Origin of the sequence: Afipia sp. DC4300-2b1 (assembly GCF_049895725.1) — a bacterium.
Classification (GTDB): Bacteria; Pseudomonadota; Alphaproteobacteria; order Rhizobiales; family Xanthobacteraceae; genus Afipia; species Afipia broomeae.
In genome coordinates this window covers 452,997-473,832 of the sequence record NZ_JAFCSX010000003.1, presented here as the reverse complement: position 1 = coordinate 473,832, position 20,836 = coordinate 452,997, and the positions used below count along the sequence as shown (strand labels likewise).

22 protein-coding genes and 1 tRNA gene are annotated in these 20,836 nt (G+C 62.3%); 14 read left to right on the top strand and 9 right to left on the bottom strand.

All coding sequences use genetic code 11. The annotated features are described in order from the left end of the window. Positions 1-292: 292 nt before the first annotated feature. A complete protein-coding gene (locus tag ACP7AL_RS14730; RefSeq protein ID WP_425992390.1) occupies positions 293-2,110 on the bottom strand; it encodes a glucan ABC transporter ATP-binding protein/ permease in 1,818 nt (605 codons plus the stop codon). Positions 2,111-2,454: 344 nt separating this feature from the next. On the opposite strand from ACP7AL_RS14730, the gene ACP7AL_RS14725 reads away from it, so the two are divergent. Both ACP7AL_RS14725 and ACP7AL_RS14720 read left to right on the top strand, forming a co-directional pair. Beyond that, a complete protein-coding gene (locus ACP7AL_RS14725) occupies positions 2,455-4,443 on the top strand; it encodes a hypothetical protein (protein WP_425992388.1) in 1,989 nt (662 codons plus the stop codon). Positions 4,444-4,646: 203 nt separating this feature from the next. Further along, positions 4,647-4,943 (top strand): copper-binding protein, encoded by a 297-nt coding sequence (locus ACP7AL_RS14720; RefSeq protein WP_425992386.1) that lies wholly within the window; start codon positions 4,647-4,649, stop codon positions 4,941-4,943. Positions 4,944-4,960: 17 nt separating this feature from the next. Here ACP7AL_RS14720 and ACP7AL_RS14715 read toward each other — a convergent pair whose 3' ends face one another. Further along, entirely contained in the window at positions 4,961-5,443 is a 483-nt protein-coding gene (locus tag ACP7AL_RS14715) for a winged helix-turn-helix transcriptional regulator (RefSeq protein WP_425992384.1), read from the bottom strand. Between the two features lie 155 nt (positions 5,444-5,598). On the opposite strand from ACP7AL_RS14715, the gene ACP7AL_RS14710 reads away from it, so the two are divergent. The 3 genes from ACP7AL_RS14710 (at position 5,599) to ACP7AL_RS14700 (ending at position 8,132) form a co-directional block, all read left to right on the top strand. Further along, positions 5,599-6,702 (top strand): alkene reductase, encoded by a 1,104-nt coding sequence (locus ACP7AL_RS14710; protein WP_425992382.1) that lies wholly within the window; start codon positions 5,599-5,601, stop codon positions 6,700-6,702. Between the two features lie 130 nt (positions 6,703-6,832). Then, positions 6,833-7,840, top strand: a complete 1,008-nt coding sequence (locus ACP7AL_RS14705) for an NADP-dependent oxidoreductase (RefSeq protein ID WP_425992380.1) — start codon at positions 6,833-6,835, stop codon at positions 7,838-7,840. Positions 7,841-7,889: 49 nt separating this feature from the next. Next, complete coding sequence (locus ACP7AL_RS14700) at positions 7,890-8,132, top strand: hypothetical protein (protein WP_425992378.1); 243 nt, start codon at positions 7,890-7,892, stop codon at positions 8,130-8,132. Between the two features lie 56 nt (positions 8,133-8,188). On the opposite strand, the gene ACP7AL_RS14695 is transcribed toward ACP7AL_RS14700, so the two are convergent. From ACP7AL_RS14695 to ACP7AL_RS14685, 3 genes are all read right to left on the bottom strand, one after another. Continuing rightward, positions 8,189-9,205: a DUF4105 domain-containing protein gene (locus ACP7AL_RS14695; RefSeq protein WP_425992376.1), complete on the bottom strand. Its 1,017-nt coding sequence runs from the start codon at positions 9,203-9,205 to the stop codon at positions 8,189-8,191. A gap of 30 nt (positions 9,206-9,235) precedes the next feature. Continuing rightward, positions 9,236-10,678, bottom strand: coding sequence for an amidohydrolase family protein (locus ACP7AL_RS14690; protein WP_425992374.1), 1,443 nt, complete (start codon positions 10,676-10,678; stop codon positions 9,236-9,238). A 290-nt stretch (positions 10,679-10,968) separates the two neighbouring features. Next, entirely contained in the window at positions 10,969-12,009 is a 1,041-nt protein-coding gene (locus tag ACP7AL_RS14685; RefSeq protein ID WP_425992372.1) for an ABC transporter substrate-binding protein, read from the bottom strand. A gap of 232 nt (positions 12,010-12,241) precedes the next feature. Between ACP7AL_RS14685 and ACP7AL_RS14680 the strand changes: the two genes are divergently transcribed. The 6 genes from ACP7AL_RS14680 to ACP7AL_RS14655 all read left to right on the top strand — a co-directional run bounded on the left by ACP7AL_RS14680 (position 12,242) and on the right by ACP7AL_RS14655 (position 16,422). Beyond that, positions 12,242-12,667, top strand: a complete 426-nt coding sequence (locus ACP7AL_RS14680; RefSeq protein WP_006022668.1) for a hypothetical protein — start codon at positions 12,242-12,244, stop codon at positions 12,665-12,667. Positions 12,668-12,796: 129 nt separating this feature from the next. Next, positions 12,797-13,258 (top strand): phosphoribosyl-ATP diphosphatase, encoded by a 462-nt coding sequence (hisE, locus tag ACP7AL_RS14675; protein ID WP_006022667.1) that lies wholly within the window; start codon positions 12,797-12,799, stop codon positions 13,256-13,258. Positions 13,259-13,321: 63 nt separating this feature from the next. Next, positions 13,322-13,903, top strand: a complete 582-nt coding sequence (locus ACP7AL_RS14670; protein WP_006022666.1) for a YqaA family protein — start codon at positions 13,322-13,324, stop codon at positions 13,901-13,903. A gap of 95 nt (positions 13,904-13,998) precedes the next feature. Beyond that, positions 13,999-14,547 (top strand): hypothetical protein, encoded by a 549-nt coding sequence (locus ACP7AL_RS14665; protein WP_425992369.1) that lies wholly within the window; start codon positions 13,999-14,001, stop codon positions 14,545-14,547. 102 nt (positions 14,548-14,649) lie between these two features. Further along, positions 14,650-15,618 (top strand): NAD(P)H-dependent flavin oxidoreductase, encoded by a 969-nt coding sequence (locus ACP7AL_RS14660; RefSeq protein ID WP_006022664.1) that lies wholly within the window; start codon positions 14,650-14,652, stop codon positions 15,616-15,618. A gap of 36 nt (positions 15,619-15,654) precedes the next feature. Next, positions 15,655-16,422 carry a thioesterase family protein gene (locus ACP7AL_RS14655; protein WP_425992971.1) on the top strand — a complete coding sequence of 256 codons (768 nt, stop codon included), beginning with the start codon at positions 15,655-15,657 and terminating at the stop codon, positions 16,420-16,422. A 27-nt stretch (positions 16,423-16,449) separates the two neighbouring features. Here ACP7AL_RS14655 and ACP7AL_RS14650 read toward each other — a convergent pair whose 3' ends face one another. Beyond that, complete coding sequence (locus ACP7AL_RS14650) at positions 16,450-16,824, bottom strand: GrlR family regulatory protein (protein ID WP_425992366.1); 375 nt, start codon at positions 16,822-16,824, stop codon at positions 16,450-16,452. Positions 16,825-16,980: 156 nt separating this feature from the next. Further along, positions 16,981-17,065, bottom strand: a tRNA-Leu gene (locus ACP7AL_RS14645). Positions 17,066-17,244: 179 nt separating this feature from the next. Here ACP7AL_RS14645 and ACP7AL_RS14640 point away from each other — a divergent pair. Then, positions 17,245-17,745 (top strand): disulfide bond formation protein B, encoded by a 501-nt coding sequence (locus tag ACP7AL_RS14640; RefSeq protein ID WP_425992969.1) that lies wholly within the window; start codon positions 17,245-17,247, stop codon positions 17,743-17,745. 16 nt (positions 17,746-17,761) lie between these two features. On the opposite strand, the gene ACP7AL_RS14635 is transcribed toward ACP7AL_RS14640, so the two are convergent. Both ACP7AL_RS14635 and ACP7AL_RS14630 read right to left on the bottom strand, forming a co-directional pair. Continuing rightward, a complete protein-coding gene (locus tag ACP7AL_RS14635) occupies positions 17,762-18,853 on the bottom strand; it encodes an AbrB family transcriptional regulator (protein ID WP_425992364.1) in 1,092 nt (363 codons plus the stop codon). Between the two features lie 153 nt (positions 18,854-19,006). Beyond that, positions 19,007-19,291: a PsiF family protein gene (locus ACP7AL_RS14630; RefSeq protein WP_425992362.1), complete on the bottom strand. Its 285-nt coding sequence runs from the start codon at positions 19,289-19,291 to the stop codon at positions 19,007-19,009. Between the two features lie 189 nt (positions 19,292-19,480). Between ACP7AL_RS14630 and ACP7AL_RS14625 the strand changes: the two genes are divergently transcribed. Next, entirely contained in the window at positions 19,481-19,966 is a 486-nt protein-coding gene (locus ACP7AL_RS14625) for a hypothetical protein (RefSeq protein ID WP_024919552.1), read from the top strand. 16 nt (positions 19,967-19,982) lie between these two features. Beyond that, on the top strand, positions 19,983-20,831 hold the full coding sequence (locus ACP7AL_RS14620) for an LssY C-terminal domain-containing protein (RefSeq protein ID WP_425992359.1): 849 nt from the start codon (positions 19,983-19,985) through the stop codon (positions 20,829-20,831). The last annotated feature ends 5 nt before the right edge of the window (positions 20,832-20,836 follow it).

Below are 20,836 nucleotides of genomic sequence, written 5' to 3'. Positions count from 1 at the left end.
TCCGATGTTCAAGAGCACGCCTGCGGCGAATGAAACCATGGTCTTCTCGGCGTGTTGCATGCGGGTTGAGAGCAATCGAAATCGCCAAATCAGATGCGCACAATACTTATACCGTAGCGCACCCGTCCGAACAGGGGCTTTGAGGCTCAATCAAGCATGAAATGGGCCAAAATTCGACAATGCCCACACGTTGTTCTGTCATGGCCGGATGTGTTCCGGCCGTCCCGGCGGACGGGGCACTGTGCTCAATTTATCGGGATCACCGGGACAAGACCGGTGATGCATCACAACTTTATGTCCGCGAAACTGCGGTCGGTCGCACCGCCGGTTCCGGGTGAGCACCTTCCTGAACCATGAACTGCGCCCTTGCGAGCCTGGCGAAATAACCGCCGCTGGCCACCAGTTCATCGAACGTTCCGCTTTCGATCACCCTGCCCTTGTCGAACACCAGAATCCGCGTCGCATTGCGGATGGTCGAGAGCCGGTGGGCGATCACGAATGTGGTCCGGCCCTGCATGACGGTATCGAGAGCGGCGTTGACCTTGGCTTCGGTGACCGCATCGAGGGCGCTGGTCGCCTCGTCAAGGATCAGGATTGGCGGATTTTTCAGCAGCGCACGGGCGATCGAAAGGCGCTGACGTTCACCGCCGGAGAGCATGCGGCCGCGCTCACCGGCATTGGTTTCGAATTTCATGTCGCTGCGTTCGATGAAGTCGAGCGCCTGCGCGCCTTTGGCCGCCGCGCGCAACTCCTCGTCGGTGGCGTCGGGCTTGCCGACCCGCAGGTTCTCGGCGATGGAGCGGTTGAACAGCAGCGCTTCCTGAAACACCACGCCGATATTCCGGCGCAGCGCCGTGAGCGTCATGCCGCGAATGTCCATGCCGTCGACCTTGATGACGCCCGACTGCGGATCGAACGCGCGATGCAGGAGTGCAATCGCGGTAGATTTGCCGGCGCCGGTTTCACCGACTAGCGCGAAAGTCTGTCCCGGCAGCGCGGTGAACGAGACGTCCTCGACGGCGGGACGCTTGCCGTCATAGGAGAACGAGACGTCATTGAACTCCACAAGGCCGGTGAGACGGCCAGGATCGATGGCGTCGTGCCGGTCGCGCACTGCCGGCACCGCATCGAGCACGTCGAAGAATTCGCGCAGGCGAGGCGCTTCCATGAAGATGCTGTTAATGAAGCTGACGACCTGCTCGAGCTTCTGGATCAGCATGGTCGCGAAGCTCACGAACATCACGATTTCGCCGACGCTGGCGAGGCCTTGCCCGTGGAGAATGATGCCGACCACGAAGATCGCGAGGATGGTGACGGTGGTCGATGCGCGGGTCATCACCACGACCAGCGCCCACCATGACAGTACCGGAAGCTGCGCCGACAACAGGTTGTTGGCGATGCCGCGCAGGCCTTGCACCTCCGCATCGATGCGGACGAAACTTTGTACGAGGGCAACATTGCCGAGTGCGTCCGACGCACGGGCGGCGAGATCGCCGTAATAGTTCTCGACCTGCTCCTGCAGGCTGTAAGTCTTGCGCACCACCAGCGTCGTCAGCACCGTAAAGACCACGCACAGCACGAACAGCAGGCTGGCGAGCCGCCAGTTGATGTAGAGCGACAGCGGCAGCAGCACGACCAGCGAGACGATCGAGGCGAAATGTTCGCGAAAGAAACTCAGCCACAAACGCCACAATGCGTCGGTGCCCTGAAGCATCACCTTCATCAGGCGGCCCGAATGCGTGCCGGTGTGGAAGGTCAGGGGCAGCTGCATGATGTGTTCGAAATAGCCGGTGAGCACGGCCTGACGCTGACGATGCGCCAGCCGATCCGCCTGCAGGGCGACATACGCACTGATGACGATCGTCAGGAGGCCGAAGGCGACCCATGCGCCCAGCAGCGGCCACGGCGAGTTCGGCGCTGCGCCGACCATCCCGGCGATCGTGGCCGCAGTCGCATTCGCATTGCCCGACAGCACATCGATGATGCGGCCGAACAGCACCGGTTCGGCGAACTGCGCCACAGCGAGTGCCAGGTTGGCAGCAGCGAGAAACCAGCCGAGCCGGGATTCCTTGCCGAGCAATTCAAGAACGCGAATGTAAAGACGGATCAAGGGACGGCCTTAAAGTCTGGCATCAACGAAAGGGCATCATTCTAGCTGGGGATTTTTGGTGAATATAGTGTGCATTTGACGTCCGCGGGAACATGTCAACGAAAGCATCCGCGCGCGGGGGTTCGCTCATCACCTAAATGGATCGTATCGTTACAAGCGGAGATAAAGATGTGACGCCGCCGGTGGTGCCCGCCTGACGATGTCGCCCTCGCGATCGGTCGAGAACGTCGGGGAACCATCGCAAAATAGCCGACAAATCGGCTGACTCATGCCCCGCTTATTCGTATCCTCTCATTCGCCCTCGGGGGAATGCAGTACGGGGGCGTTCAGCGGGGTCAACTCCAATGCGTCTCGCATGTCGGTTTACTGTTGCCGCGACGGCATGGTTGCTGATCGCCGGTTTCTCCTTGCTCCTCTCGACAATGGAATCGCAGGCCCAGGTGCCAGCCGGCATCTGCAAGGACTCCGCCGAGTTGACGGTCCTGCCTTCGCCGCTTGCGCCCTGGACGGGCGCACCGCTGCGGGTCATGGTCGTCACCGAGAAGCCGCTCAAGGGCGTGTTCTCGCTGACCGCGCCTGATGGACGCGTGGCGGCGAAGTCATCCGACCGGCACGGCGGCTCTCCGTACTTCTGGCTCGCCGAGATTGCCGCACCGGCTGCGGGCACCTGGCACGCGACGCTGGCGCTGAACGATGGCCCGGCGGAATGCCGCACCATCACGCGCGACATCGCCGTGAGCGCAAAGAAACCTGCGCCTGTGCCGGTGACGGCGGCGAGCTTCTGGCAGGTGCGCGGCGGCTGGAACAGCACCACGGAAACATTGTTCGCTGCCTGGATCGAAAAACTGTTCGACGCACCGCCGGACCAGGATCTGTCCTGGAAGGTGTGGCATGAAGTGCTGCACGACCGGTCGCGCAACTTCCTGTTCAATCATCTCGGCCGCGGCGAGGACAATGCGCGCTCTGGCCTTCGCCCCGACTGCGCCGACTTCGTCTATTTCCTGCGCGCCTATTTCGCTTACAAGATGGGTCTGCCGTTCGGCTATTCGAACTGCTCGCGCGGCACCGGCGGCAAGCCGCCCAAGTGCTATCAGTGGTTCGACATCGAGCATCCCGAGGTGACGCGTCCGCCGCCGCCGCCCGAACCGGACAGCGCATCGGCTGCGCCAGCGGCACCGGCTGCGCCGGCGCCTCGGAGTTTGTTCGCCGGAGCACAGCCCGTCGAAATGCCGGTGCCACTGCCTGTCACGCCGCCGGCGCCGAAGCGCCCGGCGACGTTCGGCGAATATCTCAAGGATGTCGGCGACGTCGTTCACACCGGCGCGGTGCGTGTGGCAGGTGCCGACGACAATACCGACTTCTACACCGTGGCGCTGACGGAGCACGCGCTGCGGCCGGGTACGGTCTACGCCGATCCCTACGGGCATGTGCTGATGCTGGTGCATCGTGAGCCGGAGGTTGATGGCAAGCCGGGCGTCTTCCTCGCCGTCGACGCCGAGCCTGATGGCTCGATCACCCGAAAGCGGTTCTGGCGCGGCAATTTTCTGTTCGTCCACGATCCTGCGCTTGGCAGTTCGGGCTTCAAACGCTTCCGGCCGATCGTGCGCGACAGGAACGGCCCGTTGCGGCGGCTGGCCAATGCCGAGATCGCCAAAAATCCGAACTACGGAGATTTCTCACTCGATCCGTCGCAGATGAAGGTCGAGGACTTTTACGATCGCATGGATGACGTGATGTCGCCAGATCCGCTCGATCCCGTGAAGGCGATGTCGGACGCCATCGCGAGCCTCCACGAGCAGGTGAAGACGCGCGTCACCTCGGTGGAAAACGGACGAAAGTATCAGGAGAAGAAACCCGGCGAGATCGCGATGCCGAACGGCCCCTCGATTTTCCAGACCACGGGAGCCTGGGAGGATTACTCCACGCCGGCGCGCGATTTCCGTCTGCTGATTGCGATCGATGTGGTGCGCGGATTTCCGGATCGCTTCGCGCGGCGGGCGGCGCGTTACGCGGTGCCGGCCGGCAAGAGCATCGAGTCCGTGAAAGGCGAGTTGCAGGGCGTGCTGGCCTCCGAACTCGCCTCGCGAAAAATCACATATACCCGCAGCGACGGTTCTCCATGGACGCTGTCGTTGAAGGACGTCCTCGACCGGATGACGGATTTCGAGATGGCCTACAATCCGAACGACTGCGCCGAACTGCGGTGGGCGGCGCGGGACAACACCGAGGAGGCTTCGACGTGCAAGCGGCATGCGCCGCAGGCGCAGCGCGCGAAGATGTCGTCGGACTATCGCGCCTGGTTCCGCGAGCGGCACTGGCCGACGCGGACTTAGGTCGGAAGCCGGGCGGATAGCGCCGCCGGACGGCAAGGCTATCCAGTGAGGCGCCCGCTTCTCAACGGGCGCAGTTCACGGCGATGAATGCCGCAGAAACGCATCGCCGAAATCTCCACGGCGAGTGCAGGTGCATTGTCTTTCCGAGGAACCAATCGGGCTACCAGGGTTTGTCCGGCATACCCCAAAACCGGGAGATCGCCATGAAACTCGCAAACATCGCTGTGGCTGGGACGGTGATCCTCGCCACGATCAGCGCGGCAGCTTGGGCCCAGCAAGGTCTCACCGGACTGGTGAAGAAAATCGACCGGACCAGGGGCACGATCGCGATTCAACAGGAGCAAAGCGGGACCGTCGGAGCGAATACCGGCGGCGCCGCGGAAGAGTTCAAGGCGCAGGATCGCGCGTCGCTGGATGCCGTGCATGCAGGTGACAAGGTCACGTATTACGTGACGGACACCGGTGGAATGAAGACGATCACAAAACTTCAGAAGCAGTAGACCTTCGCATCCGTCACTCAGCTCGATGAAGCCCTGCGCTGCTGCTTCCGGGCCGGGCGCGGCAAGGCCCGCATATCCGCAGGTCCGATCACGCGGCCATCCCGCGCCTTGAGTTCGAGCGGGAGAAACGGCTTCTGCGTATCCTTGTCGACCATGTCGTGGGTGAGTTCGCCCGGCGCGAAGCAGAATTCCTCGCCCCATTGCCAGAGCGCAATCAGGACGACGTAGAGCTTCTTTCCCTTCCGGGTGAGGACATATTCCTTGTAGGCCGTGCCGTCCGACGCCGGAGCGGTGGCAAGGATTCCGTGCTCGACAAGTTTTTGCAGCCGGGCGGACAGGATGTTTTTCGCCGTCCCGAGGCTTTTCTGAAACTCACCGAAGCGCCGCTTTCCAGCCAGCGCATCGCGGATGATCAGGAGCGACCACCAGTCGCCAATCACGCCGAGCGACCGCGCAATGGCGCAGGCTGTGCCGTCAAGGCTGGTGCGTTTGCCTTTCACTGCATTCCTTGTCTGCGGCGCCCTCCGGGCGGCCCAATCCAAATACCGGTTGCAAACTTAAACCATTTGCATCATGTTGTCATCCGGTTTCAAAATTAAACCAAAACGGCGGATGCCAGGCGGCTTCTGCCGTTCTCAACCCCGAGGGATAATCCATGAGTTCCGCGCACCTGTTCGCCCCGCTCAAGCTTGGCCGCTACACACTCGCGCATCGCGTCGTGATGGCGCCGCTCACGCGCATGCGCTCCACCGGCAATACGCCGACGGATCTTGCCGTCGAGTACTATTCGCAGCGTGCATCGTCCGGCGGATTGATTATTGCCGAAGCCTCACAGGTCACGCCTTATGGGCAGGGCTATCCGGCAACGCCGGGTGTCCATTCCGCCGAACAGATCGCGGGATGGAAGAAGATCACCGACGCGGTGCACGCCAAGGGCGGCATCATCTTCCTTCAACTCTGGCACACCGGCCGCATTTCCCATCCAAGCTTCCAGCCCGGCGGCGTGCAGCCCGTCGCGCCATCGGCGATTGCGCCGGCAGGCAAGGCCTTCACGCCGTCATTCGAGATGGTGCCGTTCGAGACGCCGCGGGCGCTCGACACCGGAGAAATTCCGGCGATCGTTGAGGCTTATCGTGAAGGCGCGCGCAACGCGCTGGCCGCCGGCTTCGACGGTGTCGAACTGCACGGCGCCAACGGTTATCTGATCGAGCAGTTTCTTCACAGCAAGACCAATCAGCGCACAGATGCGTACGGCGGTTCGGTCGAAAATCGTACCCGTCTGCTGATGGAAGTGATGACGGCGCTGGTCGAGATCTGGGGCGCAGATCGCGTCGGCGTCCGGTTGTCGCCTTTCGGCGTGGTCAACGATGCGGGCGAAGCGGACCCGATCGGACTCTACAGCCACGTCCTGGCCCGGCTTGCGACACTCAACATCGCGTATGTGCATCTGATCGAATCCCGCAACACCGATGCCGGCGAAGTCGGCGCACCGCTTGCGATCAGTGATCTTCGTCCGTTCTGGCCGGGCACATTGATTCTCGCCGGCGGCTTCATCGGCCCGTCCGCCGATGCGGCGATCCGCGCCGGTCAGGGCGACGCCGTTGCCTTCGGACGGCACTTCATCGCCAACCCGGACCTGCCGCACCGCCTGAAACTTGGCGCCGCGCTCAATCCGTACAATCGCGCGACGTTCTATGGCGGCGGCGCCGTGGGTTATGTCGATTATCCCGCGCTGGAAACGGCGCAAGCCGCGGAGTAAGCCGGAAGTCGGCGTGCTCACAAATTCGCCGAGGCTGGAAGCAGCCTCGGCGAGGGCCTGTATCGGCCTTCTATGATGGAGCTTCGCTGTTCCACAGCGATATGGCACATTCTTTTCAGGGTGGAGACACATGCGCGCATACGTTCTCAAAAAATACGGCGGTCCTGAAGGCTCGCTGTTGATGGATGTCCCGGCGCCCACGCCCGGGCCGCGCGATATTCTCATTGCGGTGCGCGCTGCGGGCCTGAATCCGGTGGATTTCAAGATCCGGCAAGGAATGCTGCGGGTCATCCTGCGCTCAAGGCTTCCGCTCGTGCTCGGCAACGAACTTGCGGGCGAAGTGATTGCCGTTGGCAGCCAGGTCACGCGGTTCCGCGTGGGCGACCGTGTGTTTGCCCGGGTTGCGAAGGACAGTGCCGGCGCATTTGCTGAGCAGGCTTGCGTCGATGAGGATCACGCTGCGCATATGCCCCGGAATCTGGATTTCACATCCGCCGCGGCTGTCCCCCTCGCGGGGCTGACCGCTCTGCAGGCGCTGAGGGATGAACTCCACGTCAAACCGGGACAGAAAGTGTTCATCTCGGGCGGGGCCGGAGGGGTCGGCACCTTTGCGATTCAGATCGCGAAATGGCTCGGCGCGAATGTAACAACGACAGCATCGCAGCGAGGTGAAGCGCTCGTGCGCTCGCTCGGCTGTGACGAGGTGATCGACTATACGTCACAGGACATCTCCAGCGTCAAAGAAAGGTTTGATGCGGGGTTCGATCTGATCGGCGGCCAGACCCTGGACCAGATGTTCAAGGTCATGAAGCCGGAAGCGACAATCGTTTCCGTCGCCGCTTTGCCCGAGCCGCAAACCGCGATCAGGGATCTTGGCGGGCGCCGGACTCTTGCCGCCATCTTCTGGCTGTTGAGCTACAGCATCCGGGCCCGGGCCCGGCGTGCGCGCGTCCACTATCGTTATCTGTTCATGCATCCAAGCGGCGCCGATCTTTCGCTGCTTTCCGGACTCATCGAACAGGGGAAGCTGAAGATCATTGTCGACAAAACGTATCCATTTGCGCAGATTGCCGACGCTCTCGGCTACGTCGAAAGCGGACGTGCCAAAGGGAAAGTTGTTGTCACGATCCCATCGTAGACGCGCGGGGACCTGTAAGGACGGGGGTAAACCGACCGGAGAAAATGCAATGCGCACCAGCCTGGCATTATCTCTCTTGATCGCTCTCTGTGTGTCCGCCACCGCTGCCGCAAAAACGCATCGCGCCAAATCGCGGCATGACATCGCGCGTTCCGGTCAGTCTGTTGCGCCCGCCTACGTCACTCCGCGTGGTGGACGGGTCTACCGCGACGACACCGCTCCGGGTGGTTTTCGGAGGGACCACGACGAGCCGGTTTCCTACGACGATCCGTCCAAGTTTGGCGGCGTCTGATTTGCAATCTGAACTGCGGCTCAGTGATCCCGCGCGCTCGCAAAGCCGTGGACGTATCAGCGAGACACCGTCGGCAGGGCCGCGCGAATGCGCTGCGGGAAATCCGGTGCACCGTCGGCGGCCCGCGCGGCCTCGTTAATCAGGGAGCGCCGCCGCAGTTCGTCGAACGGCAGCGTCGTATCCACCCGGCCCGAATGGTAGAGGTAGCTGTCGATCAGACCGTTCAAAAGATGACGGATGTCGAACCGGCCGGCACGTCCGGCCGCATTCGCGTAACGCACGATGTTGATCGTGCAACTGTTGGTCAGCAGATGATAGAACTCTGGCCGGTCGGCGAGTTCGTTGATCCGCGTCAGGTAAATCATAAACAGCCGGCGCGCATCGTCGGCGGAGGTGTTGAGGCGATAGAGATAGACGGGCTCGCCGCGATGGTTGGTGCGCACACCGACGAGGTCGCGCTCCTCGCCCACCACATAGATCAGCTCGAATTGCTTGAACAGGGACGCAACGGGCGCAAAGCCCTCACCGACCTCCGGCCGCGTCTCGATGGAGATACTCAGCGGCGGTGCATTGTCGAAGATGAAGCTCACGAACGTATGCCCGACCGGCCCTTCGTGGAAGTAGGCCACGTAGAAATCGAGGGCGGTCAGGTGTGACAGCCACACTTCGCGCTCCTCCCAGCGCTCCGTGAAATCATTCCGGCTGCGGTAGTCGAAATTGCGCACCCCGGTGATACGCACGCGGTCGCCGTCGATGAATGCCCGCGGCATCACCGCCACTTCCGGCCGCCATGGGCGGTCGTGTGAGGGCGGAATCGATATCCACCACGCGGCCACGCCGAGGAACAGCACACCGAAGACCGCCGGCATGCGCCGCTGACGCGAGAACCAGAGGGCCCAGATCGCAAACACCGCAAAGGCAGCCGCCAGTGCAAGGCGCAGCTCGGTCCATGGCAGGTTTGAAAAATAGATGGCAAGCGCAGCCCACGCGATGAGCACGACGCGGCAAAGAAACCAGAGTCCAGCAATCAACCAGCCGAGGATTCTGGACAGCAATCCGCGATGTGAACTCAATCGGCCCTCGCTTTGATGCTTACTTGGTCTTTATTTCGCCAGTGCGTTTTTGTAGATGACGCCGTCCTTCATGATGACCGTGAAATTCTTGGGATCGGCGACGAGGCTGATATTGTCCAGCGGATTGCCGTCGACCAGCAGCAGGTCGGCAAACGCGCCTTGCTCCACCACGCCGAGCTTGCCCGGATAGGGATTGCGTTTTCCGGACAGCGCCAGCAGTTCGGCATTTGTTGACGTCGCCATGATCAACGCTTCGGCCGGCGTGTACCAGCGCACAAGCGAGGCCAGAATGGCGCCCTGTTGCTGCGCCAGCGCGCGGGAGAACAGCACGTCGGTGCCCCACGCCGTCTTGAGTTTGTACTTCTTCGCCAGTTCGTAAGACCTCGCTATGCCGGGCCAGATCTCATCCGCCTTGGCCCGTTGGACCGACCCCACCGGAAAGCCCAGCCTCAAGGCGTCGGGGAGCGGCTGCATGCTCACCCAGATTCCTTTCTCGGCAAGCAGCTTGGCGGTTGCTTCGTCCATCAGCGTGGCATGTTCGATGCATTTCACGCCAGCCGCAACAGCCCCCTGGATCGCGGCCGGCGTAAAGGCGTGCGCGGCGACATAGGTGCCCCAATTCTCGGCCGCTTCAACTGCGGCGCGCAGTTCGGGGCCGGTGAAGGTGGTCACGTCGATCGGACTGAAGGGTGACGACACGCCGCCGCCCGCCGTCAATTTGACCTGGGAGGCGCCCTGCATGAGTTGTTCGCGGGTGCGCACGCGGACCTCGTCAGGGCTGTCCGCAATCACAGCGCCGCCGATCAGCTCCATGCGGGTGAGCATGCCGCCGATCGTGCGGGGCAGATCGGTGAGCTTGCGGAAATCCCCATGCCCGCTGGTGATCGTGATCATGGCGCCGGACGGATAGATGCGCGGACCCTTGACGATGCCCTCGTCGATGGCTTGCTTGAGACCGAACGCCGGTCCGCCAACGTCGCGAACGGTGGTGAAGCCGCGCATGAGGGTGTCGGTCGCTTCGTCACCAGCCAAGAGATTGTTGTAGCCGACGTCACCGAACGCCTGCGCCGGGGTCGCCCGTATTAGCATCGCGTGCCAATGCGCGTCGATCAGGCCCGGCATCAGCGTCCTGCCGCCGCCGTCGATGATGCTGGTGGTCGCGCTGCGATCCACCGCAATAGGCGCGGGGGAAATTCTTTCGATCTGGTTGCCGCGGACCAGTACATTCGCCGGATCGGACAACGCAGCATTCTTGCCGTCAAAGATGCGGACGTTCTGAAAAAGCGTGACTGCGTCGCCGGTCAAGGTGGAAGGAGGGGCCGAGCCCGGCGCTTCCGGCGTCTTCTGCGCAAGACCCGCCTGGCAAAGTCCGATGAAAATCGCGGCCGACACCAGCGATAGACCGCTTAAGCGTTTTTGCTTACAGGCCGTCATCAGGCCACACAACGTGCTCGACTCTTCTTTTGAGTTCATTGTGCGATCTCCTTTGCTTTTTGACTCCAGAACTGAAGCTGATAGCGGAGACTTTTTCGCGAGGGCACAGCGTTATGAGATCGCATGGACCTCGTCATACGCTGTGATCTCGGTCACTGATGCAGCACCCTGTCGGGCAGCTTGAACGGCGTGAACTCTATCATCACCTGCCAGCCCAAGCTATCGCAGGAACGCGAGCCTGCGATGGCTCCCGGACCTGGTGGAATGTCTGTCGTTAGGAGAAGATTTGATGGGCCGCTATCATTCAATTTAATCTGCAAGTACGCAGCTTAGTTGAGCTTCCGCGCGTTCGGCGGCGGCAGGAACGAATCGTCGAAAATGTCGCTGACCGACGGACGCTTGCGGAATTCGTAGGTGTCGGCGATCTGGCCGACGCCAATGTCGAAGCGGACGGCGTCGATGCCGCCAAGTCCGTTTCGCTTCACCTCGTCGGTGACGATGTTGTCGTGAATGACTGCGCGCAGCCGCTCGAGTTCGAGCTCGCGTGAGCCGCCGCTCATTTGCGTAACCACCTCGTCGGCGGCACGCACCGGCTCCTTGATCGCGAGCCGCAGGCCGGCGATCGTCGCGCGCACGAATGCTTTCACTGCGTCCGGATTGGCGGCGGCGTATTTCGGGTTGACGATCAGCGCGTGTCCATAGACCTCGCTGCCGAATTCGGAGAAGCGAAGCACCGCAAGATCGTTGGCCGGAACGCCGCGGTCGCGCAGATTGATCGCGGACAGGAACGAGAATCCGGTGACGCCGTCGACCTGACCGGCGGAGAGCATCGGTTCGCGCACCGCGGCGCTGATTTTCTCCGTCCGGACCTTGTCGAGCTTGATGTCGTTCTTGCGTGCAATGGTCGGCCACATCCGCGCGGCGAGATCGCCGTCCACCACGCCGATGGTCTTGCCGTCGATGTCCGACATGGTCGCGATGCCGCGGCTCTTGCGTGCGATGATCGCGTAGGGCGCCTTGTTGTAGACGACGAACACGGCCTTGATCGGAAGGCTGCCTTCCGTATCGCGATAGCGAATGAGCGCGTTGATGTCCGCCAGCGCCATGTCGCTGTTGCCGGATGCGACGCGTGCAATGGCATCCTGTGATCCGGTCGCGGCATCGGTAGTCACGTTAAGACCTTCCGCACGAAACAGGCCCTTGCTGGATGCGAGGATAAATGGTGCCGCCGAGCCATCGATCGGCCGGTCGAACGAAAAGTGCAGGGCCGACGCAGCCACGCCGGGCATCGCGCCGAGGAAGGGCGCGCACAGGAGCGCGATCAGCAGCGGGACGATTTTATAGAGGATGCGGTCCGGATTTTTGGGCATGCGCGGCACTTGGTCTTGGGAAGCGTGGGGCGGCTTTTGAGCATCGGCTGTGTTGGTATGATGACAAGCACACAAGGCGGCGTCCGTCACCTTTTGGCCCTTTCCGCGCGGGTTTGCCGCAGTTTTGCCCTTTGCCCTTCAGCTTGCATTCAGGTCCGGGAACCCAATGTAATAAAAAGGGTTATCCGTCGACTGGTCATTCAGGCCAGGGATGGCCTGTGAGGACGTTGAAATGTTCGTTCGTAAGACTTTGCCTTCACGCTTCAGCCGAGCTGTGGTTCTGGCGACGGCTGCCGCGCTGGTTTCGACACTAGTTGTTCCGCCTGTCGCTCAGGCGTATCCGCTCGCTTCATCGGCCGCCAAAACCTCGTCCGCCGAGCCCGCGAACGCCAGCGAGGCGACCGATTTGAGCGCGCGCGCCCGTCGCCGGGTCGTGCGCCGCAGCTATCGCAACAACGCTGCCGGAGCCGCTTTCATGGGTCTGGCGCTGGGTACGGTCGGCGCCATCGTCGCCGAACAGCGCCGCCGCGACTATTATCGCGACAATTACTATTACGGCGGTGGTCCCTATTATGGTGGCCGTTACTACGGTGGGCCGGCTTATTACGGCGGCAATCCGTATGTCGGTGGCGGCTACTACGCCGTCCCGCACTACTGAGCGTCGGCCCAGTCGCGCTGCGGTCATCGGCCTCGCCGGGAGGAATCCCGGCGATTGCTTTTTGGAGCATTTTCAGCCAGTTGGGGCGGCGTTAACACGCTGGCGAGGGTTTTGATCTAGGTTCGAACAATGAGTGATTCGCTAGAACGGCTTTATCACGCAGTTATCGCGGCCAAGGATCTCGATCCGGCGACGTCGCGTACCGCACGGCTGTTTCAACGCGGGCCAGCTAAAATGGCCAAGAAACTTGCCGAAGAAGCCATCGAAGTCGTGATCGATGCCGTCAATGGCGACTCCGACGCCGTGGTCCGGGAAAGCGCCGATTTGCTCTACAACCTGTCGGTTCTCTGGGTGGCGGCAGGTGTTCGCCCGGAAGATGTGTGGGCCGAAATGGATCGCCGTGAGCGGGTCCAGGGCATCGCCGAGAAGCTGCCCAAGGTCTATGCGGACAAGCCGGTGCAAAAGGCTGTTGCCGACAAGCCTCGCGCTGCCGCGAAGGCGCCGCCGAAAATCGCCGCGGCGGCCCCGGAAAAGGTGGCTCGGCGACCAATTGTCGCGCTCCAGGGCGGCCGGCTCAAGAAACGGCGCTAATTAGCCGCAAAATTACACATTTCCATACATGGACAAATCGGCTGGACGGTGGTTGATCGCGCCATGCTGAAACGAATGTATGACTGGTGCATAGCCGCCGCCGATAAACCTTACGCCCTCTGGCTGATGGGCGCTGTGTCCTTCGCGGAAAGCTCGTTCTTTCCGATTCCGCCGGATGTCATGCTGATCCCGATGTCGCTGGCGCGGCCGCAGAAGGCGTGGCTTTACGCGCTGGTCTGTACGGTGACGTCGGTCGCAGGCGGCGTTGTCGGCTACGCCATCGGTGCGTTGCTTTATGATTCCGTCGGACAGTGGCTGATCAATCTCTATGGCTACGGCGACAAGGTGGAGGCGTTCCGCGCGTCCTACGCCGAATACGGCGCATGGATCATCCTGCTGAAGGGCCTGACGCCGATCCCCTACAAGCTGGTCACCATCACGTCCGGTTTCGCCAACTACAACCTTCTGCTGTTCATTGTCTTTTCGGTCATCGCGCGTGGTGGCCGATTTTTCATCGTCGCGATCGTGCTGAATCGCTACGGCACATGGATTCGTGAAGTCATCGAGAAGCGCCTTGGTCTTTGGGTCGCGATATTGGCCGGCGGTCTGGTGCTCGGCTTCATCGTCGCGTTCAGGCTGTTCTAGGAATTAGTTTCAAGCGAAGCGGCAGCGGTTTGCGTGACGAAACACGCCGAACATAAAGCCTTTTCCCCGCGGCAACGGCGGGCTACGTTCAAGTCATGTCCAATCACTCCAGCGATTTGTTTGTAGACGTTCGGGGACGCATTGTCCTGATCGCCATGCTCACAGCCGTGTTTGGACCGACGGCGGCTTGGTCGCAGCAGGCGCAACCGCAGCCTCAGATCGCGCCGTCGCAGCAGGCAGCTCCGCCAGAGCCTCCCGCACCGTCACCCAACAATCCGGGACTGGTCGAGGAGATCGGCAAGTTACTGAAGGACTCGGCATCGGGTCTGACGTCGACGCTGCCCAGTCCGGGCCGGGCGCTCGAAGGTCTCAATTCCAGCGCCAAGGATGCAAGCGACAGTTTGAAACGGATCGCACCCCCGTCCGGCCAGACGATGGCCAGCGGGCGCACCCTTTGTCCGCCCGCGGCCAATGGCGCGCCGGACTGCAAGCGCGGGGCAGACCAGCTCTGCAAGGAAAAAGGCTACGCCGAGGGCAGGAGCGTCGATATCGAATCCACCCAGAAATGCTCGGCAAAATCATATTTTTCGGGACAGGGTGCGTGCCGGACAGAAAATTTCGTCACCCGGGCCGTCTGCCAGTAAACGCAAGCCTCTTTCAAGAAATGGCTATAGCCCCTAAGACCGTGGCAGGTGCTGCGGCCTTGGTGCTCGCGCGTGTTTCATTCTGCGGAAGAGGATTTTCCGATGTCGATGCCCGCCTTGTTCAAAAATCGTCTTTCAATTCCGGCGATCGGTTCGCCGTTGTTCATCGTGTCGGGACCTGACCTCGTCATCGCACAATGCAAGGCAGGAATCGTCGGCTCGTTTCCGGCATTGAATGCCCGTCCTGCCGCGCTGCTGGACGAATGGCTGCACCGGATCAAGGAAGAACTCGCGGCGCACGACAAGGCGCATCCGGACCGTCTGTCCGCGCCGTTCGCGGTCAACCAGATCGTTCACAAGTCCAACAACCGTCTCGATCAGGATCTTGCGGTTTGCGAGAAACACAAGGTGCCGATGGTCATCACGTCGCTCGGCGCGCGTGAGGAACTGAACCAGGCAGTTCATGCCTGGGGCGGCATCACGTTCCACGACGTGATCAATCAGAAGTTTGCGCGCAAGGCGATCGAGAAGGGCGCCGACGGCCTCGTGCTGGTGGCCGCGGGCGCAGGCGGTCATGCCGGTGCAATCTCGCCGTTCGCGTTCGTGGCGGAGACCCGCCAGTGGTTCGATGGCCCGATCGCGCTTTCGGGCGCCATGGGCACCGGCCGCGCCATCCGCGCCGCCCGCGTGCTCGGCGCCGACTTCGCCTATATCGGCTCGGCGTTCATCGCGACGCTCGAAGCCAATGCTCCGGAAAATTACAAGCAAATGATCGCGTCGTCGTCCGCCGACGACATCGTCTATTCCAACCTGTTCACCGGCGTGCACGGCAATTATCTCAAGCCGTCGATCGTGGCCGCCGGCATGGATCCCGACAATCTGCCGGTGTCCGATCCGTCGAAGATGAACTTCGGCACCGACGCCAGCGGCGAACGCAACAAGCCGAAGGCCTGGAAGGAAATCTGGGGCAGCGGCCAAGGCATCGGAAGCATCGACAAGGTGCAGCCGGTTTCCGAACTCGTGGCCCGCCTCAAGAAGGAATACGAGGCCGCCATCGACCCGCCGCTCTGACTGGAAGATATCGCGTTGCCTGTACCGGCTACCACGATGGAAGCGGTCTTCCGCGTCGAGGGTGATCGCGTGTTCACGAGCGAGCATGCGGGGGGGCCGTGGCACCCCAGCATGCAGCATGGCGGCGCGCCATCATCCCTCGTTGTTTGGGCGGCAGAGCGAATTCCGACGCCGCAGCCGATGCATGTCGCACGGCTGACCATCGATCTGATGCGTCCGGTGCCGGTGGCGCCGCTGACCCTCGAGACTGAAGTGGTTCGCGAGGGGCGCAAGATTCAGCTCTGTGCAGTTCGCCTTTTCGCGGAGGGCGTGGAGGTTGTGCGCGCCACCGTTCTCAAGGTCAGGGCGCTGGCGATCGACTTGCCCGATACCGTGCCGGCGGTGCCGCTCGATGTGCCGGGTCCCGATGCAGGCCGGGATGAGCCGCAGGTTTCCAACAAATTCCTCGCCGGCGTCTCCATGCGCGCGGTGAAGGGCGGCTTCCTCAGGCTGGGCCCCGGTGCGATCTGGTTTCGTCCCGATCGCCCGATTGTCGATGGATCACCGATCTCGCAGGCGATGCGCACGGTTCTCGCCGCCGATTGCGGTAATGGCGTCGGATCGGTGCTCGACTTCAAGAAATGGACATTCATCAACGCCGACCTCACGGTGACGCTCGCGCGTCCGCCAGTGGGCGACTGGATCTTGCTGAACTCGGAGATGATGTTGGGCGCCGATGGCGCAGGGCTCGCGGTCTCGCGCCTCGGCGATGCTCGGGGTTACTTCGGCTCGGCGATACAGTGTCTTGTGGTCGAGCCGCGCTGAGCAAAGCCGGCAGGCGTGCGCCTTGAATCAGTCGACAATCCGCGTGAGCACGGCCTTGAATGCCAGGCTCGGAAACTCGGCCGCTGTTCCTTCGCAGATCGCAAAGCTACCCTTCACCGTTCCGTTGAAACTGATCCTGACCTCGTCGAAACCGAACACCGAAGGGTGGGTGGAATCCTGCGTGTGCCGAATGCTGGACACGTTGCCCACGAACGATGGGCCGTCCTGGGTGTAGGATCCCATATAAGCAAAAGCGGAACTCCCGCCCCGGAGCTTTCCATTTTCGGCATGGATCACGCCCAGGGCTTTCCCTCGCGGCGTTTCAAATTCCACTTTGTACAGGCCCTGAAGCAGAGGTTTATCGGAGGCCGCTGTCGGCTGCGGGCTGGTCTGGTGTTGCATGCGCTGTCATTCCGGTATTGCCGCTGAAGTCAGGCCTTCGAGCGTGACGCCTTGTATCGTCGGTAGTCTGTGTTCGCGCAGTCAGAAGGAGCATAACGTCACCGGAGGGTCTCTCCGATGGGCCGGACTTTAGATAAAAGCCTAGTATAGAGGTCTTGGTGCCCCTGGCCGGAGTCGAACCAGCACTCCTTGCGGAACTCGATTTTGAGTCGAGCGCGTCTACCAATTCCGCCACAGGGGCCAACAGGACCGTCGCCGGAAGGCGAGGGGTCTTGAAGCGGGCGGAATATAGCTCGCGCGCGGGTGCGGTCAACCGCCTGTGATCGCGCCAGGCGTCGACAGCAGACGGCGGGCAAGCTAGGACCCACGCCGGACAGGAGATTTCACGTGTCAAACGGGACAACGACGGCATCAGGACATATGAACCGCCCGCGTGACGCAATATTTGTCGCCAGTGCGGGCATTGCGGCGATTGCCGCCGCGACCATCGCCGGTGCGTGGTTCTTCGAACTGGTGCTCGACATCCGGCCCTGCCCGCTGTGCCTCGAACAGCGTTATGCCTATTACCTCGCCATTCCGCTGGCGGCCCTTGTTGCGTTTGGCGCCTCGCAGGGTGTCTCCCGGCGTTTGCTCGGTGCGGGTCTTGTCATTCTCGCCCTCGCGCTGCTCGCCAATGCCGGTCTCGGCGCCTATCACGCCGGCGTCGAATGGGGATTCTGGCAGGGGCCGACCGATTGCAGCGGGCCGATCGTCGATTTCGGCAACACCGGAAATCTGCTGGATAGCCTGAACAAGGTGAAGGTGATCCGCTGCGACGAGGTGCAGTGGCGTTTTCTCGGGCTGTCGCTGGCAGGCTACAACGCATTGATCTCGCTTGGCATGGCGGCGCTGGCCGCGTGGGGTGCTGCCAAGGCGCGATAGACTCTGGGATCATGCCCTAGTCATCCGCATCGACCTGCGGGCGCCCGAACAGATGAACAATGCCCGGTGTCGCCACCGAGACGAAAACGAATCGCGACAGATGATGTGCGCCGACGAAAATCGGATCGATGTGCAGCGTCAGAGCCAGCGCCAGCATGGCGTCCATCGCGCCCGGCGCGAAGGAGACTACGATGTCGCCGAACCGCGCAGGCGTGACCAGCGCCGCGATTGCGATGAAAATCGCTGAAATGACGATCGCCACCGCGAACGATCCGATCGCAGCGGCCATGTAGCTCAGCAACGTGCGTGCCGAAATTTTCGCAAATCGCGTGCCGATCAGCGCTCCGATCCCGATCAGCGCGGCGGCGTAAGCCCAGTTCGGCAAGCCGCCTTCGATCGATCCGGTGCCGTGCAGGATGCTGGAGCCGAGCATGGCGCCGAACATCCAGCTCGCCGGAAACCTCACGAGACGCAGCAGCAGCGATGTCGCCACGCATGCCGCGGCGAGGACGGCGAGCGCAAGCGGCGTTGCGGGCGCTGCGTGTATCGCCGCCCCGCCGTGCTGCGCCAGCCCGGATGCCGCGAGGATCAGCGGCAGCGCCGCGGTCAGAACGATCACGCGCATGGTCTGCACCACCGCGATGCCGGCGACATCGGCAGGCTGCTCGTTGGCGAGCATGATGATCTGCGACAGCGCGCCGGGGCTGCCCGCGAGCAGGGCGGATGTGCGGTCCCATTTGTGGATGTGCTGCAGATAGAAGCTGCTGCCGAACGTGGCGCAGAAGGTCGACGCGGCAAGGATCGCGATGCTGAGCGGATAGCCCGCCATGTTGGTCAGCATTTGCGGCGACACCATCGAGCCCAGCGACAGGCCGAGCGTCATCAGTATGATATGCGCCATCAGCGGCGGCAGGCCCATCGGACGCCCGGCGATCGCGGCGGCACCCACTGCGATCATCGCGCCCGAGATCAACCCGCCGGGCAATTCCAGCCATCGAAACACGGCTCCTCCGCCCAGGCCGATGAGGAGCGTTTCAAACGTATGGAGGATGTCGCGCGGAGTGACGCTGCGAAAAATTCGCGACAGCTTTTGAGGGACAGGCGTCATTGCGGCGGGATTTGAGGAACGGAAACGCCGTTATCACAAATCCAGCGTTACGCCGCAAATGAGTGCGATTATGGCTCAGGCACTCTCCATGCGCGGCTTGATGAAAGATCGAAGGCGAGCCAGCCGAAAGCTGACTCGCCTTGCGTCGTTGGATTAGTTCGGTTTGCCCGCAGTCTTCTTGCACTCGGAGCGGAATTTCTTGCGCTCCTTGCCGTGCAGTCCCTTGGCGTCGGCCTGTTTCGAACATTCGAGGGAGGCGGCGGTGCGTTCGGCTTTCTCCTTGGGCGCCGCCATCTTGGCTGGCGGGGTTTTGGCCGGCTCAGCCTTGGTTGCAGGCGCAGCCGGAGCTGCAGGCGTCGCGGTTTGCGCGAAGGCGGCACCGGCTAGCATCAGCGAGGCGACGGTGATGGCAAGGATACGTGAAGGGAGGGTGATCATGGGTAATGTCTCGCGTTGCAGATGGGCGCGAGCCTTGGCCCGCGAGGATGAACCGCCCGTGAACGCCGCAGCGCGGAGTGTCCTTCGCCGTTCATTATTTTTTGATCGCCGGGCGTGGCAGCGCGTTGAATGCAAATCGGCGTGGGCTAGGATGTGTCGCTTTCGAGATCCCTCATTCAGGAGAGTTCGATGACAATCCGAGCCAATCTGTTGTGTGCGGCGCTGCTGGCTGGTGCGGCGACCTTCGCGGCCATGCCGGCGCAGGCCCTGACCGCCCAGGAATGCAGCGCCAAGTATCAGGCTGCGAAGGCCGCGGGCACCCTTGGCGACCAGAAGTGGAACGACTTCCGGAAGGCCCAGTGCGGCGCCGACGCGACGCCTGCGGCCGCGACAACAGCGCCTCCCAAGGAGGCTCCAAAGGCGGCCGCAGCGCCGAAGGAAGCACCAAAGGCTGCCGCGGCTCCCGCTGCTGCTCCCGCCGCCCCGGCAGGACCCGCAGTCTTCCCGACCGCAATTGCGCCGAAGTATTCCAGCGAGACCGCTGGCAAGGCGCGCATGCACACCTGCGTCGACCAATACAACGCCAACAAGGCCACCAATGCGAACGGCGGGCTGAAGTGGATTCAGAAGGGCGGCGGCTATTACAGCGAATGCACCAAGCGGCTGAAAGGCTGAGATTGGCTGAACGGTCATGGACCGGCCGGCTGTGAGTCCGGCTGGTCCAGCGCGGCCACCGTCGCGCCGTATGAAGCGGGTGCTCATGGCGCTCGCCGTTTTTCTCGTCGCCTACGGCGTAATCGCTTATCTGCTTCTGCCCTCGTTCTGGCGGCACTACGAACATCAGAGGAAACTCGATGGCCTGCCGATGGTGACAGTCACCGCGCAGGGCATTCCCGCCGATCCGATCAATATCGGGCTGGTCGGATCGTCGAATGACATCCTCTGCGCCATGCGCGAAGCAGGATGGTTTCCAGCCGATCCGGTGACATTGCGCTCCTCGCTGGAAATATCGGGCAGTGTATTGCTCGACAGGCCCTATCCCGACGCGCCGGTCAGTCCGCTGTTTTACGATGGCCGCCGCGAAGATCTCGCTTTCGAGAAGCCGGTCGGCAAGAGCGCCGACCAGCGCCATCACATCCGTTTGTGGATGGTGCTCAAGGATGGTGAAGAGAAGCGCCCGGTCTGGCTCGGTGCGGTGACATTCGACCGCAGTGTCGGGTTCAGTCACTACACCGGCGCGATCACGCATCACATCGCGCCCGATGTCGATGCGGAGCGGCAGTTGATCGAAACCGATCTGCAGGCCGCCGGGATGATAGAGGCGCGCTACACCGTGGCCGGTGTAGGTCCCACACTGCGCGGTCGTAATGGCGAGGGCGATCTTTACTACACCGACGGCGAGGTCTGGGTGCTGCGGCTGGTCGAAGGCTGCATCAAGCGCCACAGGCCTCCAGTCGTTCTGACGGGACCGGTCGCGAACGCACTCAAGGATACGATCTGGAAGAACATTGCCGACCTTTATCGGCGCTCGCAGCAGTGACGGTG

Excerpts from the sequence above, each read along its gene's own strand:
- ACP7AL_RS14725 (WP_425992388.1), top strand. The coding sequence starts at position 2,455 with ATGCGTCTCGCATGTCGGTTTACTGTTGCCGCGACGGCATGGTTGCTG.
- ACP7AL_RS14720 (WP_425992386.1), top strand. The coding sequence starts at position 4,647 with ATGAAACTCGCAAACATCGCTGTGGCTGGGACGGTGATCCTCGCCACG.
- ACP7AL_RS14710 (WP_425992382.1), top strand. The coding sequence starts at position 5,599 with ATGAGTTCCGCGCACCTGTTCGCCCCGCTCAAGCTTGGCCGCTACACA.
- ACP7AL_RS14705 (WP_425992380.1), top strand. The coding sequence starts at position 6,833 with ATGCGCGCATACGTTCTCAAAAAATACGGCGGTCCTGAAGGCTCGCTG.
- ACP7AL_RS14700 (WP_425992378.1), top strand. The coding sequence starts at position 7,890 with ATGCGCACCAGCCTGGCATTATCTCTCTTGATCGCTCTCTGTGTGTCC.
- ACP7AL_RS14690 (WP_425992374.1), bottom strand. The coding sequence starts at position 10,678 with ATGAACTCAAAAGAAGAGTCGAGCACGTTGTGTGGCCTGATGACGGCC.
- ACP7AL_RS14685 (WP_425992372.1), bottom strand. The coding sequence starts at position 12,009 with ATGCCCAAAAATCCGGACCGCATCCTCTATAAAATCGTCCCGCTGCTG.
- ACP7AL_RS14680 (WP_006022668.1), top strand. The coding sequence starts at position 12,242 with ATGTTCGTTCGTAAGACTTTGCCTTCACGCTTCAGCCGAGCTGTGGTT.
- hisE (WP_006022667.1), top strand. The coding sequence starts at position 12,797 with ATGAGTGATTCGCTAGAACGGCTTTATCACGCAGTTATCGCGGCCAAG.
- ACP7AL_RS14670 (WP_006022666.1), top strand. The coding sequence starts at position 13,322 with ATGCTGAAACGAATGTATGACTGGTGCATAGCCGCCGCCGATAAACCT.
- ACP7AL_RS14665 (WP_425992369.1), top strand. The coding sequence starts at position 13,999 with ATGTCCAATCACTCCAGCGATTTGTTTGTAGACGTTCGGGGACGCATT.
- ACP7AL_RS14660 (WP_006022664.1), top strand. The coding sequence starts at position 14,650 with ATGTCGATGCCCGCCTTGTTCAAAAATCGTCTTTCAATTCCGGCGATC.
- ACP7AL_RS14655 (WP_425992971.1), top strand. The coding sequence starts at position 15,655 with ATGGAAGCGGTCTTCCGCGTCGAGGGTGATCGCGTGTTCACGAGCGAG.
- ACP7AL_RS14650 (WP_425992366.1), bottom strand. The coding sequence starts at position 16,824 with ATGCAACACCAGACCAGCCCGCAGCCGACAGCGGCCTCCGATAAACCT.
- ACP7AL_RS14640 (WP_425992969.1), top strand. The coding sequence starts at position 17,245 with ATGAACCGCCCGCGTGACGCAATATTTGTCGCCAGTGCGGGCATTGCG.
- ACP7AL_RS14635 (WP_425992364.1), bottom strand. The coding sequence starts at position 18,853 with ATGACGCCTGTCCCTCAAAAGCTGTCGCGAATTTTTCGCAGCGTCACT.
- ACP7AL_RS14630 (WP_425992362.1), bottom strand. The coding sequence starts at position 19,291 with ATGATCACCCTCCCTTCACGTATCCTTGCCATCACCGTCGCCTCGCTG.
- ACP7AL_RS14625 (WP_024919552.1), top strand. The coding sequence starts at position 19,481 with ATGACAATCCGAGCCAATCTGTTGTGTGCGGCGCTGCTGGCTGGTGCG.
- ACP7AL_RS14620 (WP_425992359.1), top strand. The coding sequence starts at position 19,983 with ATGGACCGGCCGGCTGTGAGTCCGGCTGGTCCAGCGCGGCCACCGTCG.